Raw genomic sequence first — 14,077 nt, 5'->3', positions numbered from 1 at the left:
CCCTCCCGAAGGAGAAGCCATGACCGATCGCCTGACCCGCCACGCGGAGCTCGCCGAGCGCTATCTGCCCGACGCGCTGATGGAGCGCTTCCGGGAGCGCGCCGCCGTGTACGACCGCGAGAACCGCTTCTTCGACGAGGATCTGGCCGACCTCGTCGACCGCGGCTACCTGCGTCTCTTCGTGCCCGAGGAGGCCGGCGGCCCCGGACTGTCGCTCGACGAGGTGTCCCACCTCCAGCAGCGTCTGGCCTCCGCGGCGCCGGCGACGGCGCTCGCGGTCAACATGCACCTGATGTGCACGGGCGTCGTCCAGGCGTTGGCGGCGCGCGGCGACCACTCTCTCGACGGGGTGTTCGCCGAGACGATGGCGGGCGAGATCTTCGCGTTCGGGATCAGCGAGCCCTCCAACGACTGGGTGCTGCAGGGGTCGAAGACGGTCGCGACGCCGCAGGAGGACGGCGGCTACCTCCTCGACGGGGTGAAGATCTTCACCTCGCTCTCCCCCGTCTGGACGCGGTTGATCACCCACGGGCGCGACGACACGGATCCGGAGAACCCGGTGCTCGTCTACGGGTTTCTGGAGCGCGACACCCCCGGGATCACCGTGTCCGACCAGTGGGACGTGCTGGGGATGCGGGCCTCGCAGAGCCGCGCCACGATCCTGAAGAGCGTCCGCATGGCCCCCGAACGCGTCTCGCGCCGCATCCCCGCCGGCCGCGTACCGGACCCGCTGACCTTCGCGATCACGAGCACCTTCCAGCTCCTCGTCGGCTCCGTGTACGCAGGGGTCGCCTGGCGTGCCCTGGAACTCGGAGCGGCGGGGCTCAAGGCCCGCCGCTCGGCCAAGAGCGGGACCACGTATGCGGAGGTGCCGGAGTTCCGCGCGCGCCTGGCCGACGCGTACGCCGAGTACCTGGCGGTCCCCGCCCAGCTGGAGGCGTACTGCCGCGACTTCGACGAGCTCGTCGACCACGGCGCCGGCTGGGCCCCGCGGGTCGTCAGCGCCCGTCTCCACGCGTCGGCCGTCGCCCGCCGCGCCACGGAGACCGCCCTGATGTGCACGAGCGGATCGGGGTTCGACAACGGCCACGAGCTCAGCCGCCTGCACCGCGACGCGATGGCGAGCCTGTTCCACCCGCCCGGCGCCGACGCCGCGCGGCCGATGTTCGCCGCCGCGCTCCTCGACGACTGACCGGCCGCGGGCTCAGCCCGCGGCCGTGTCCTCGAGGAGGAACCGCGCGCCGCGCTCGGCGATCATGGCGGCCGGCGCATTGGTGTTCCCGGTGGGGACCGTGGGCATCACCGACGCGTCCACGACGCGCAGCCCCTCGACGCCGCGCACACGCAGCCGCGGATCGACGACCGCCGCGTCGTCGCTGCCCATGCAGCACGTCCCGACCTGGTGGTGGTACGTGATCGCCGTGCGACGCACCCAGTCCGCGACGTCGGCGTCGGTCACCTCCGGCCCGGGATAGACCTCCGTCGCTCCCCACTCGCCCGCGAGCGCGGGCTGTGCGCCGATCCGGCGGCACTGGCGGACGGACGCCGCCAACGACGCCAGGTCGCGCTCGTCCGCGAGCGCCGCGAGATCGATCAGCGGCGGGTCGGCCAGTCCCGGTCCGGACAGGACGAGCGCTCCGCGGCTGTGGGGCGTGACGAGCCCGGCCATGAGCGTGAACCCGTCCTCCCCGCGCGGCTCCAGTTCTCCCCACATCGGTACCGAGAAGTGGATCGGCTGCGTGTCCGGCTCCGCGAGATCGGGCCGGCTCCGCCAGAAGAGGTGGCTCTGCGTCACCGAGACGCCGGGCCGGGGCGGTCCGACCGGCTTCGCCGCCGTGGTGAAGATCACCGGGGAGAGCAGGTGGTCGTGCAGGTTCCTGCCGACCTGCGGGGCGTCCACGACGACGTCGATCCCGTGCCCCTCCAGCTCCTCGCGCGGACCGATCCCCGAGCGCAGCAGGATCACCGGGCTCCCGATGGCCCCGGCGGCGAGGACGACCTCGTCCGCACGCAGCTCCTCCGCCTCGGCCCCCTCGCCCAGCCGGACCCCGCGTGCGCGGCCGTCCTCGACAATCACGGAGTGGACCTCGCGACCGGTGACGATCGTCAGCCGCTGCGCGATCGGCTGCGCGTAGGCCATCCAGGTGTTCACGCGCCGCCCGTCGCGCATCGTCACCTGCTCCTGCGAGACGCCGTCGAGGACGCCGCCGTTGTAGTTCTCGTTGCGCGGCAGCCCCTCCTGCACCGCGGCGGCCACGATCGACTCCTGGATCGGCGAGAGCGGGTAGTCGTCGGTGACGGGGAGGAGGTCGTTCTCGATCGCGTCGTACACCGGCTCGACCTCGTCCCAGCCCCAGCCGGTAGCGCCCGAGCGCTCCCAGGCGTCGTAGTCGGAGGCGGCGCCGCGCACCCAGATCATGGCGTTGAGCGCATGCGACCCGCCGGTGACCTTGCCGCGCGGCAGGTGCAGCCGACGACCGGCCGCATGCTCCTGCGGCACCGTGAAGAAGTCCCAGTCCTCCGCGGAGTGCCAGAGCTCTCCGGCGCGAGACGGGTCGTGGATCGCGGGGTTCTCGTCGTACCCTCCGGCCTCGACGAGCGTCACGGAGACGCCTGCGTCGGCGAGCCGCCGTGCGACGATCGCGCCCGAGGTGCCGGCCCCGACGACGATCGCGGTCCGCACGCTCAGCCCTTCCGTCCGGGGCCGGAGACGACCTGCGTCACCGACACGGACTTCAGCCCCGCCACCCCGAACTCCAGACCGTACCCGGAGCTCTTCACGCCGCCGAACGGCACCATCGGGTGCAGCCCGCCGTGCGAGTTGATCCACACCGTCCCCGACTGCATCCGGGTCGCCGCCTCGCGCGCGGCCTCGGGGTCGCTGGACCACACCGAGGCCCCCAGCCCCGCGTCCAGCCCGTTCGCGCGGGCGAACGCGTCGTCGACGTCCGTGTAGCGGATGACCGGGAGCACCGGGCCGAACTGCTCCTCGTCGACGAGCGGGGCCCCGTCCTCGATGTCCGCGACGATCGTCGGACGATAGAACAGCTCGCCGAGCTCCGGCGCGGGCTCGCCTCCGGTGACGATGCGCGCGCCGCGCTGCCGGGCGTCCTCGACCAGGCGCGAGACGATGTCGAACTGCGCCTTGTTCTGCAGGGGGCCGAGGACGTTCTCCTCGTCCAGCCCGTTGCCCATCGGCGTCGAGGCGGCGATCTCGGCCACGGCGTTGACGACCTGGTCGTAGATCGAGTCGTGCACGTACAGGCGCTTCATCGCCGCGCAGGTCTGCCCGGTGTTGATGAACGCGCCCCAGAACAGGTCCTGGGCGATCGCCGCGGGGTCGGTCCCCGGCAGGACGATACCCGCGTCGTTGCCGCCCAGCTCCAGCGTGAGCCGGGCGAGGTTACCTGCCGAGCTCTCGATGATCCGGCGGCCGGTGGCCGTGGACCCCGTGAACATGATCTTGTCGATGTCCGGGTGCGAGGCCAGCCGGGCGCCCACCTCGCGGTCGCCCGACACCCCGATGAGGACGTCGGCGGGGAGCACGTCGTTCATCACCGCCAGCATCGCCAGGACGCTCAGCGGCGTGTACTCGCTCGGCTTGGCCACGACGGTGTTGCCCATCCGCAGCGACGGCCCGATCTGCCAGATCGTGATCATCAGAGGCCAGTTCCACGGGCCGATCGCCCCGACGACGCCGGCCGCCTTGTAGACGAGCTCGGCGTGCAGGTCGGCGTCGTCGACGAGCACCTCCGGCTCGAGCACGGTCGTCGCGTTGGTCCGCAGCCACGCCGAGCAGGCGCCGAGCTCGAAGCGCGCGTTGGGGCCGTTGAGGGGCTTGCCCTGCTCGCGGGAGAGGATCCAGGCCAGCGGCTCCGCGTGCGCGTCGATCGCGTCGGCCGCGGCCAGCAGCAGCGCGCTGCGCTCCTCGTGCCCGAGGGCCTCCCACGCCGGCTGGGCCGCCTTCGCGCGCGCGATCGCCTCGTCCAGGTCCGTCACCGTCTGGACGGGCGCGCGCCCGATCGTCTCCCGGGTCGCGGCATCGGGGATCTCACGCCCCTGCCCCTCGGGGGCCTGGATGCGGTCGAGCAGCGCGGCGGCCGCTGCAGCGGTGTCGGACATCGGACTCTCCTTCGAGCGTTCGGGGCGGGCGCAGGACGACGCCGTCCTCCATTCTGGGTGCGCGCTCGCGGCCGCGTCTTGTCGCCCTGCGCGCCGCCGTTGACCGAGTGCGAACGACCCGGGATCCGGGCGCACCGCGTCCGCGGCCCGGGGCGCACCGCGACCGCGACCGCGTCCGGGGGCGCGCCGCGACTGCGGCCGGGTCAGCCGCGCAGCGCCAGGGCGAACGGCAGGACCGCGCTCGCCCCGGCCGCGCGGAGGACGCCGGCGGCGACCGTGAGGGTCCAGCGGCTGTCGACCTGGTCGTCGACGAGCAGCAGCGGACCCGCTGGGACGTCGAGGTGGTCGGCGCCGAACCGCTCCCAGACGCCGGCGAGGCGGAACGCGCTGTTGCCTCCGGGACCACCGGTCGGGCCGCCGTGCACCGGCGCCAACGCGCCGAGGTACGGGAGCCGGCCGATCTCGGCGAGGCCGCGGGCGAGCGAGTCCACGAGCTGCGGACGCGACCGGGAGGGGACGGCGACCACCGCCACGGGGCGCTGCGTCCAGCCCCAGTCGGCGAGCACCCGGACACAGGCCGCGAGCACCTGCGGCGGCACGGGGCCGTCCGGGGCGCCCGCCGCGAGCAGCGTGCGCAGGGTGCCTCCCCATCCGAGGTCCGTCAGGCGGGCCAGCGCTCGTCCCTCCTCGGCCTGGGCGCCCGGATCGATCCGCCCCTTGACCGGCACGCCGAGCCGATCCGCGCCCGTGGGCCACTGACGACGGGGCTCGATGGGGACGCCGACCCGGTCGAGGGACGCGGCGGCCCGGGACGCCTCCGTCTCAGCGATGTCCGCGGAGAACCAGGGCCCGGCGCAGTTGTCGCACCGGCCGCAGGGGGCGGCGGTGTCGTCGTCGAGGGCGCGCTGGAGGAACTCCATGCGGCAGCCCGATGCCTGCTCGTAGTCGAGCATGTGCTGCTGCTCCGCGCGCCGCTCGGCGGCGATGCGGGCGTAGCGCTCGGCGTCGTAGACCCAGGGGGTTCCCGTGGCGATCCAGCCCCCTTGGACCCGCCGCACCGCTCCGTCGACGTCCAGCACCTTGAGCAGCAGCTCCAGGGGTGTCCGACGGATGTCGACCATGGCTTCCAGGGCCGGGGTCGACACCGGCTGGTCCGAGAGCGCGGCCAGCACGCGGCCCGCGCGCTCCTCGTCGGGCATCGAGGCGGTCGCGAAGTAGTGCCAGATGTCGCGGTCCTCGGGCCCGGGCAGCAGCAGCACGTCCGCGCTGTCGCTCGCGCGCCCGGCGCGTCCGACCTGCTGGTAGTAGGCGACCGGCGACGAGGGCGCGCCGAGGTGCAGGACGAAACCCAGATCCGGCTTGTCGAACCCCATCCCCAAGGCGCTCGTCGCGACGAGCGCCTTCACCTCGTTCCGCTTCAGCATCGCCTCCGACTCGGCGCGCTCGTCGGCGTCGGTCTGCCCCGTGTACGCCCGCACCGCGTGTCCGCGCTCCTGGAGCAGCCGCGCCGTGTCGACCGCCGCCGACACGGTCAGCGTGTAGATGATGCCCGAGCCCGGAAGCTCGTCGAGATGGCTGAGCAGCCAGGCCAGCCGCCGTGCCGCGTCCGGCAGGCGCAGCACGCCGAGCCGCAGGGACGCGCGGGCGAGCGGGCCCCGGATCGTGAGCACGCCGTCGCCCGGGGCACCGGCATCCGTGCCCGTCCCGAGCTGCTCGGCCACGTCCGCGACGACCCGGCTGTTCGCCGTCGCCGTCGTCGCGAGGACCGGCACTCCGACGGGCATCTGCGCGATGAGGTCGCGCAGGCGTCGGTAGTCGGGCCGGAAGTCGTGCCCCCAGTCGCTGATGCAGTGGGCCTCGTCGACGACCAGCAGGCCGATCCGCTCCACCAGCGCCGGGAGGCGCTCCTCTCGGAAGGACGGATTGTTCAGGCGCTCCGGGGACACGAGCAGGACGTCGACCTCATCGCGGTCGAGCCGGTCGAGAACGTCGCTCCACTCATGCGCGTTGGTCGAGTTGATGGCCACCGCGCGCACGCCCGCGCGCTCCGCCGCGGCGATCTGGTCGCGCATGAGGGCGAGCAGCGGGGACACGAGAACGGTCGGTCCCGCGCCCTGTCGTCGCCGGAGCGCCGTGGCGACGAAGTACACCGCGGACTTCCCCCACCCGGTCCGCTGCACGACGAGCGCTCGGCGCCGTCCCGCGACGAGCGCCTCGATCGCCTCGTACTGGCCGTCGTGGAACTCCGCGTCCGCGCGCCCGACGAGCTCGCGCAGGGTGGCGAGGGCCGCTCCGCGCGGATCCGCGCCCGCGCCCGTCCCCGCCCCGCTCGCCGCGCCCGTCCCCGCCCCGCTCGCCGCGCCCGTCCCGTCCATGCCTGCCGCGTCCGTCCCGACCATGCCCCCAGTCTGCGGCACGCGCCCGACATCCCGATCCACGTCCGCCGAAACCCCCTCGCCCCGCCGAGACCCCCTCGTAGAGCCGTATCTACGAGGGGGTCTCGGCGATCAGAGGGGGTTTCGCGGGACAACGAGAGGGGAGGGAAAGGAAGGCGGAGGGAGGAGAGGGTCACGGGGCGAGGATCGCCGCGGCGGCCTCCCGGGCGTCGTCCGCGGAGGCGGCGCCCGCGGCCGCGTCGGCGGCTCGTCGGCACGTCTGCGCGTCCGTCCGGCGCAACGAGGCGGAGACCCCGGCCAGTGCGCGCGCCGACATCGACAGGCTCGTCGCCCCGAGCCCCACCAGGACCGGCGCGAGCAGCGGGTCCGCCGCCGCCTCCCCGCACACTCCGACCGGTCGTCCGGTCGACCGTCCCGCCTCGCCCACCATCCGGATGAGCCGGAGCACGGCCGGCTGCCAGGGGTCGTTCAGAGCCGCGAGCTCGGTCTCCTGCCGATCGGCGGCCATCGTGTACTGGGCCAGATCGTTCGTCCCGAGGCTGACGAAGTCCACGACGCGGAGCAGCTCGGGCGCCAGCAGCGCCGCCGACGGCGTCTCGATCATCACGCCCGCGCTCGCCAGGCCCGCCTCCCGGCAGGCGGCGACGAACTCCTCCGCCTCGGCGATCGTCGCCACCATCGGCGCCATCACGTCCACCGCGGTGCGCTCGGCCTTCGCGGCGTCGGCGATCGCGCGGAGCTGGTCGCGCAGGAGCCCCGGCGCCCGTCGGGCGACCCGAAGCCCGCGCACCCCCAATGCAGGGTTCTCCTCGGACAGCGCCGTCGCGAACGGCAGCGGCTTGTCGGATCCGGCGTCCAGAGTGCGCACGACGACCGTCCGGCCGGCGAACGGACGCAGGACCGCTCGGTACGCGGCGGTCTGCTCGGCGACGCTCGGCGCGTCACGGCGGTCGAGGAAGAGGAACTCCGTCCGGAACAGGCCGATCCCGTCCGCCCCGGACGCCGCGGCCGCCTCCGCGTCCGCCGCGCCGCCGACGTTGGCCCGCAGCCCGATGCGCGTCCCGTCGGCGAGGCGCCCGTCCCCGTCGAACGGCGCGGTCTCCGTCTCCCCCCGGGCCTCCTCGATCTCGGCGGCGGACGGGTCGAGTCGCACCGTCCCCCGCTCCCCGTCGACGAGCACCGGCCGACCGGCCGGGATCGCCGTCGCCCCCGCGGCGCCGACGACCGCGGGCAGCCCCAGCGACCGCGCGATGATCGCCGTGTGCGAGGTGGGACCGCCCTGCTCCGTGACGAGGGCGACGCAAACTCCCCCGGCGAGCGCCGCCGTGTCCGCGGGCGCGAGGTCGGACGCGACGAGCACGAACGGGTCCGACCGATCGGGCACCCCGGGCCGCTCCCGTCCCTCCAGCGTCGCGATGATCCGGTCCCGGACGTCACGGAGGTCCGCCGCCCGCTCGGCCATACGCCCGCCGAGCGCGGCCACGGCCGCCTCCTGTGCGGAGGCCTCCTCCCAGACCGCCCGCTCCGCCGAGATCCCCTGCGCGCGCACCCGCTCCCCCGCGGCCCGGATCGTCTCGGGGTCGGCGGCCAGCAGCCGGGTCGCGTCGAGGATCGCCGCCGCGTCGCCGGTGGCGCGCGATGCTCGATCGGCGAGCTCGGCGACGACGGCGTCCGCCGCGGCCCCGATGCGCGCCGCCTCCGCCTCCCGCTCGGTCGGCGGCACGCGCTCCCCCGCGGGCGGCTCCGCCACCGCCGGTGCGAGAAGGACCACCGGCCCACCGGCACGACCGGCGCTCACCCCGCGTCCCCGCAGCGTGGCCCCCGGTGCCGGCGGCGCCACGGCAGGCGCAGTCGCGACCGCGGCCGGCGGCTCCGCCTCGACCACGCCGCCCGCCGGCGCCTCGGGGAGCGCCGCCCCGACCGCGCCGCCCGGCGTCGCGTCGTCGATCTCCCCGAAGCCGTCCTGGAAGAGAGCCGCGATCCGCTCCACCGCGTCCTCGGCTCCGGCGGGCCCCGTCAGCTCGACCTCGTCCCCGGCGCGCGCCCCCAGAGTGAGCAGACGCGAGAGGCTCGCCGCCGCGGCGTCGGGGCCGGACGGCAGGCGCCGCACCCGGACCTCGGCGCCGCCCGCCGCCTCGGCGATCAAGGCCGCGGGCCGCGCGTGGATCCCCAGCGGGTTGCGGACCGTCACCCGACGCGTGACGGCTGCCGGCCCGCCCCCGTCGGCGACGGCGCCCCCCGGGCCGTCACCGTCGGGGGCGGAGTCGTCCCCACCCGGATCCGCCAGCTGGGCGGTCTTCGCCAGCAGCGCCCCGGACGCCTCCCCGGCCGCGGCGTCCAGGCTCGCACCGGCCGCGGCCGCCACGCTCGCCGCGAGCAGCCCCTCGACGAACGGCGCGGGCACGAGCCGCACCGGCACGTCGCTCGTCCGGAACTCCAGCGCCATCTCGGCGCTCATGACCGCCGACCCCAGATCCATGAGCACGAGCACGCCGTCGACCTCGGCGGCGAGCTCGTCGATCGCCGCCGCCACCCGGGTGGCGTCCGTGCCGAGGATCGGGGTGCCGTCCGGCTCCGTCCCCGCGCCGGCGGCGAGCCGCACCGGCGCGCCCCCGTTCGGGACCATCTGCCGGGCGAGCTCGCCCGCCGCCTCGGCCAGACGCTGACTGTGCGAGACGGCGACGATCCCGATCATCGGGTGCGGCCCGCGACCGCGTCGGCGAGCGTCTCGAACAACAGCACCGTGGACGCCGCCCCCGGATCGAGGTGTCCCGCGCTGCGTTCGCCCAGGTAGCTCGCACGTCCCTTGCGCGCCACCAGCGGCAGCGTCGCGTCACGCCCCTCCGCGGCGGCCTCGGCGGCCGCACGCGCGGCATCGGCGAGGTCAGCGCCCTCGCCGATCCGCGCGTCCAGCGCATCCACCGCGGGCGCCATCGCGTCGAAGAGCGTCTTGTCGCCGGCCTCGGCCTTGCCCCGCGCCACGATGCCCTCCAGACCCGCACGGAGGGCCGCCGCGAGCCCGGGCGCGTCGAGCTCCGTCACGGCTCCCGCCGTCATCCCCATCCGGAGGAAGAACGTGCCGTACAGCGGGCCGCTCGCTCCGCCCACCGAGCCGACGAGCGTCATCCCCGCGGTCTTCAGCAGCTCGTCGACCGTCGCCGGCGCCGGATCCAGCTTCGCGACGACGGCCTCCATCCCGCGCGTCATGTTCGCGCCGTGGTCCGCGTCGCCGATCGCGGAGTCGAGCTCGGTGAGCCAGTCCCGCTTCGCCGTCACGGCGTCCCGGAAACGGACCAGCCAGTCGGCCAGCGCATCCATCCCGATCGTTCCCGCCATCATGCGCCCCACCGCAGGCCCGGGGTCACGACCGGCGCGTCCCACAGGCGAAGCAGCTCGTCGTCGGCCTTCAGGACCGTGAGCGAGCACCCGGCCATGTCCAGCGACGTGATGTAGTTGCCGACGAGGTTCCGGGCGATCGTCACGCCCGCCTTCTCCAGCAGCGCGGCGACCTCGCCGTACATGAGGTAGAGCTCGATCAGCGGCGACGCGCCCATGCCGTTGAGCATGACGATCGCCGGTCCGCCCGCCGCGTCCAGGTCGGCGAGGATCGGGTCCACCAGCTGGGCCGCGATCTCGCGGGCGGGCGCCAGCGGCTCCCGGTGCCGGCCGGGCTCGCCGTGGATGCCGATCCCGATCTCCATCTGGTCGTCCGGCAGATCGAACGTGGGCTTTCCCGCCGCGGGCACGGTGCAGCTCGTCAGGGCCATGCCCATCGACCGGCCCTGACCGTTCACCCGGGCCGCGAGATCGGCCACGGCCGCGAGGTCCTGCCCCTCCTCCGCGGCTGCGCCCACGATCTTCTCCAGCAGCACCGTGAGCCCGACGCCGCGCCGCCCGGCGGTGTAGAGCGAGTCCTGGACGGCGACGTCGTCGTCCACGGTGACCGAGCGCACCTCGATGCCCTCCATGGACGCCAGTTCCGCGGCCATCTCGAAGTTCAGGACGTCGCCGGTGTAGTTCTTCACGATGTGCAGCACGCCCGCGCCGCGGTCCACCGCCTTCGTCGCCGCCTGCACGCGATCGGGCGTGGGCGACGTGAAGACCTCGCCCGCCACCGCGGCGTCGAGCATTCCGCGCCCGACGTAGCCGCCGTGCAGCGGCTCGTGGCCGGAGCCTCCGCCGGAGACGACCCCGACCTTGCCCGCGTCCTTGGGCGTCGCGCGGGTGATGACATGCGTCTCGAGGTCCACCGACAGCTCGGGATGCGCGAGCGCCACCCCTCGCAGCGACTCGACGAGCACGTCCTCCGGCGCGTTGATGAGCTTCTTCATCCTGCTTCCTCCTGGCTCGGTCAGACCCGGGGGCCGGCGCCGGTGCGAAGCGGTGCGCTGCCCTCCGTCGGGCATCGGTCGAAAGCTCCACTTTCGGAAAGCTTTTCGTTAATGTCGAATATGCGGGGAGAATGACGGAATGTCAAGGGAGACCGACGGCACCGCGGAGAGGGGCGACGACGCATGATCCAGTCGATCGACCGCGCGGCAAGGATCCTCGATCTGCTGCAGGGCGCGCGCCATCTCGGCATCAGCGATCTCGCCGCCGCGCTGGACCTGCCGCCGTCCACCGTGCACGGCATCGTGAAGTCCCTCCGCGCCCACGGGCTGGTCGCGAAGGAGCGGGGCGGGCAGCGCTACATGCTCGGCCCGACCCTGCTGAAGCTCAGCAACGTCTACCTCGACAGCCTGGACGTCCGCGCCCGCGCCATGCGCTGGACCCACGACCTCGCACGGCGCACCGGGATGGCCGTGCGCCTGGGCGCGCCGCACTTCACCGAGGTCCTCGTGATCCACCACACCCTCCGTCCGGACGACAGCCAGCAGATGCTGGAGACGGGACTGGCGATCCCGGCGCACGCCTCGGCCATGGGCAAGGTCCTGCTGGCACACGACCTGGGCTTCCAGCGGGCGGTGTTCGCGGCGCCACTGCGCAGCCTCACCGGCGAGACGATCACCTCGCCCGACCGACTGCGGCGCGAGCTCCCCGGCATCGCGGAACGCGGCGCCGCCGGGGAGAACGACGAGGCGGTGCTCGGGGAGTCCTCGCTCGCCGCCCCCGTCGCCGACGCCCGCGGCGACATCGTGGCGGCCCTCGCGGTCGTCTTCCCCTCGCCGGAGGCACCGGCGCCGGACGCCGTGCTGCACGCGCTGCGCGAGACGGCGAGGAACATCTCCCGCGAGCTGGGGTCGCCGACCTGGCCGCCGGGCGTCTCCCCCGCCGACGACTGAGGCGGTGCGGACGGTCCCCGGCCCGATCCCATGCCGGGCGCCGGATCCGGTGTCGCCGCCGATCGCGATGTCGGCGGCCGGTGCGACAATGCCGGTGTGATGCTCTCCGAGCTGGTCGACACCGCCGCCGAGGTCGCGGCCACGTCGTCGCGCCGGGCGAAGATCGACGCGCTCGCCCGGCTGCTCGCGGCGTCCTCTCCCGACGAGCTCGTCCCGCTCGTCGGACTCCTCCTGGCCCAGCCGCGCCAGGGACGCGTCGGCGTCGGGTGGCGCGGCATCGCGGCCGTCGACGTGACGCACGCGCCGGATCCGGTGCTGACCATCGCCGACGTGGACGCCGCGCTCGAGGAGGTCGCCGGGGCCGTGGGCGCCGGGTCGTCCCTGCGCCGCGGGGAGGCGCTGGCCGCGCTCGCCGCGAGATCGACGGCGGCGGAATGGGATTTCCTGGCCCGGGCGATCCTCGGCGAGCTGCGCACAGGCGCGCTCGCCGGCGTTCTCCTGGACGCGATCGCCGCCGCGGCGGACCGGCCGGTCGGTGCGGTGCGCCGGGCCGCGATGCTGTCGGGCGACCTGGCGGAGACGGCGCGCGTGGCGCTCACCGGCACGGCCGCGGACCTGGACGAGGTCGGGCTCGTGGTCGGGCGCCCGGTCCTGCCGATGCTCGCCGGCACGGCCGCGACCGCGTCCGACGCGCTCGCGACCACCGGTCCGGCATCCGTCGAGTACAAGCTGGACGGCGCGCGGATCCAGGTCCACCGGCGGGGAGACACGGTTCAGGTGTTCACCCGCAGCCGCGCCGACATCACGCACCGCGTCCCCGAGATCGTCGAGATCGTCCGAGCGCTGCCCGCCCACGACCTCATCCTCGACGGGGAGACCCTCTCCCTCGACGAGGACGGCGGCCCGCGGCCGTTCCAGGAGACCCTGTCCCGGTTCAGCGCCGACGTCGGGCGGGACCAGCTGCTGCGCCCGTGGTTCTTCGATCTCCTCCACGTCGACGGGAGGGACCTCGTCGACGAGCCGCTCTCGGTGCGCCTGTCAGAGCTCGACCGGGTGGCGGCGCCGTGGCGGATGCCGGGCGTCGTGACCGACGATCCCGAGACCGCCGAGCGCCTGTCGCACGAGGCGCTGGCCGCCGGCCACGAGGGGGTGCTGGTGAAGGGCGTGGACTCTCCCTACACGGCCGGCCGCCGCGGCACCTCGTGGGTCAAGGTCAAGCCCGTGCACACCTACGACCTCGTCGTCCTCGCCGCGGAATGGGGCTCCGGGCGGCGGCGGGGTCTCCTCTCCAACCTGCACCTGGCGGCCCGCGACCCGGACGGCGAGTGGGGCGAGCCGGGCGGGCTCGTCATGGTCGGGAAGACCTTCAAAGGCCTGACCGACGACCTGCTGCGCTGGCAGACCGAGACGTTCCCCGCTCTGGAGACGCGACGAACCGCGCACGCGGTGTTCCTCCGTCCGGAGCTCGTCGTCGAGATCGCGATCGACGGCGTGCAGCGCTCGTCCCGTTACCCCGGCGGGATCGCCCTGCGGTTCGCGCGGGTCCGCGGCTACCGGCCGGACAAGTCCGTGGCGGATGCGGACACCGTCGGCACCCTGCGGGCGTTGCTGCGCGGCTGAGCGCGACGGCCGGGCCTCGCGCGCTCAGGCGGTGGGAGGAAGACCCTGGTCCTCCTCGCGCACCGTGCCACGGTAGGACCACGGGAAGTCGATCCAGAGATCGGTGTCCTTCCAGGCGTAGTCCGGCTGGATGATCGTCGTGGGCTTGGTGTAGATCGTGACCGAGCGGACGTCGGCGCCCTTGGCCCGCAGCAGGTCGACCGCCAGCGCGAGCGTGCGCCCGGAGTCGGCGACGTCGTCGACGAGCAGCACCCGCCGACCGTCCAGGTACTCCATGTCGAGCTCGGGCGGGAGCACCTCGGGCGCGTCGAGCACCGTGCCGATGCCGGTGTAGAACTCGACGTTGATCGCACCGCAGTTCTTCGCGCCGAGGCCGTACGCGATCGCGCCCGCGGGCAGCAGTCCCCCGCGGGCGATGGCGACGACGACCTCCGGCTCGAAGCCGCTGTCGAGGATCCGCCGGGCGAGGTCGCGCGTGGCGACGCCGAAACCATCCCAGGTGAGCGTCTCGCGCTCCTGCACAGCATCCGTCATGCGTCCATTCTGCCGTCCCGGGGACCTCCCCGCGTCCTGCCTTCGCGAGGCGGCGGGCGTGGGGACGGCTCCGCACGCCGGACGCGGAACTCCGGATAGAATGGGCGGCGTCCGGCCGGCGCC

At 74.4% G+C, this 14,077-nt stretch carries 10 protein-coding genes and 1 pseudogene; 3 read left to right on the top strand and 8 right to left on the bottom strand.

Annotated elements, in window-relative coordinates; all coding sequences use genetic code 11:
• Positions 1–19 precede the first annotated feature (19 nt).
• Positions 20–1,192: an acyl-CoA dehydrogenase family protein gene (locus V6R91_RS24895; RefSeq protein WP_336397486.1), complete on the top strand. Its 1,173-nt coding sequence runs from the start codon at positions 20–22 to the stop codon at positions 1,190–1,192.
• Between the two features lie 12 nt (positions 1,193–1,204).
• On the opposite strand, the gene V6R91_RS24890 is transcribed toward V6R91_RS24895, so the two are convergent.
• The 7 genes and pseudogenes from V6R91_RS24890 to dhaK form a co-directional block, all read right to left on the bottom strand.
• The gene (locus V6R91_RS24890; protein WP_336397485.1) at positions 1,205–2,683 is read right to left on the bottom strand and encodes a GMC family oxidoreductase; all 1,479 of its coding nucleotides are present in this window, start codon (positions 2,681–2,683) and stop codon (positions 1,205–1,207) included.
• Between the two features lie 2 nt (positions 2,684–2,685).
• The gene (locus V6R91_RS24885) at positions 2,686–4,122 is read right to left on the bottom strand and encodes an aldehyde dehydrogenase family protein (protein ID WP_336397484.1); all 1,437 of its coding nucleotides are present in this window, start codon (positions 4,120–4,122) and stop codon (positions 2,686–2,688) included.
• A gap of 203 nt (positions 4,123–4,325) precedes the next feature.
• Positions 4,326–6,521 (bottom strand): RecQ family ATP-dependent DNA helicase, encoded by a 2,196-nt coding sequence (locus tag V6R91_RS24880; RefSeq protein WP_336397483.1) that lies wholly within the window; start codon positions 6,519–6,521, stop codon positions 4,326–4,328.
• A 169-nt stretch (positions 6,522–6,690) separates the two neighbouring features.
• The gene (gene ptsP, locus V6R91_RS24875; RefSeq protein WP_442928180.1) at positions 6,691–8,358 is read right to left on the bottom strand and encodes a phosphoenolpyruvate--protein phosphotransferase; all 1,668 of its coding nucleotides are present in this window, start codon (positions 8,356–8,358) and stop codon (positions 6,691–6,693) included.
• A 135-nt stretch (positions 8,359–8,493) separates the two neighbouring features.
• Positions 8,494–9,213 (bottom strand): annotated as a pseudogene (locus V6R91_RS36410) (HPr family phosphocarrier protein); the annotation flags it as partial.
• Positions 9,210–9,836: a dihydroxyacetone kinase subunit DhaL gene (gene dhaL, locus V6R91_RS24870; protein WP_255218204.1), complete on the bottom strand. Its 627-nt coding sequence runs from the start codon at positions 9,834–9,836 to the stop codon at positions 9,210–9,212. The pseudogene V6R91_RS36410 and the gene dhaL, both read right to left, overlap by 4 nt.
• A gap of 17 nt (positions 9,837–9,853) precedes the next feature.
• Positions 9,854–10,849 (bottom strand): dihydroxyacetone kinase subunit DhaK, encoded by a 996-nt coding sequence (gene dhaK, locus V6R91_RS24865; RefSeq protein ID WP_067250740.1) that lies wholly within the window; start codon positions 10,847–10,849, stop codon positions 9,854–9,856.
• Positions 10,850–11,032: 183 nt separating this feature from the next.
• Between dhaK and V6R91_RS24860 the strand changes: the two genes are divergently transcribed.
• Entirely contained in the window at positions 11,033–11,800 is a 768-nt protein-coding gene (locus V6R91_RS24860; RefSeq protein ID WP_336397481.1) for an IclR family transcriptional regulator, read from the top strand.
• Positions 11,801–11,896: 96 nt separating this feature from the next.
• Positions 11,897–13,420, top strand: a complete 1,524-nt coding sequence (locus tag V6R91_RS24855; protein ID WP_336397480.1) for an ATP-dependent DNA ligase — start codon at positions 11,897–11,899, stop codon at positions 13,418–13,420.
• A 24-nt stretch (positions 13,421–13,444) separates the two neighbouring features.
• Here V6R91_RS24855 and V6R91_RS24850 read toward each other — a convergent pair whose 3' ends face one another.
• Entirely contained in the window at positions 13,445–13,954 is a 510-nt protein-coding gene (locus V6R91_RS24850) for a phosphoribosyltransferase (RefSeq protein ID WP_067250272.1), read from the bottom strand.
• Positions 13,955–14,077: the final 123 nt, after the last annotated feature.

It is taken from the genome of Microbacterium sp. CCNWLW41 (genome assembly GCF_037083505.1).
Note: the sequence above shows the minus strand (reverse complement) of the source record. Positions and strands in the feature narration are given on the sequence as shown.

Bases quoted from the DNA above. Each gene is read 5' to 3' on its own strand.
- V6R91_RS24850 (WP_067250272.1), bottom strand. From the start codon at position 13,954: ATGACGGATGCTGTGCAGGAGCGCGAGACGCTCACCTGGGATGGTTTC.
- V6R91_RS24895 (WP_336397486.1), top strand. From the start codon at position 20: ATGACCGATCGCCTGACCCGCCACGCGGAGCTCGCCGAGCGCTATCTG.
- dhaK (WP_067250740.1), bottom strand. From the start codon at position 10,849: ATGAAGAAGCTCATCAACGCGCCGGAGGACGTGCTCGTCGAGTCGCTG.
- V6R91_RS24860 (WP_336397481.1), top strand. From the start codon at position 11,033: ATGATCCAGTCGATCGACCGCGCGGCAAGGATCCTCGATCTGCTGCAG.
- dhaL (WP_255218204.1), bottom strand. From the start codon at position 9,836: ATGGATGCGCTGGCCGACTGGCTGGTCCGTTTCCGGGACGCCGTGACG.
- V6R91_RS24880 (WP_336397483.1), bottom strand. From the start codon at position 6,521: ATGGTCGGGACGGACGCGGCAGGCATGGACGGGACGGGCGCGGCGAGC.
- V6R91_RS24885 (WP_336397484.1), bottom strand. From the start codon at position 4,122: ATGTCCGACACCGCTGCAGCGGCCGCCGCGCTGCTCGACCGCATCCAG.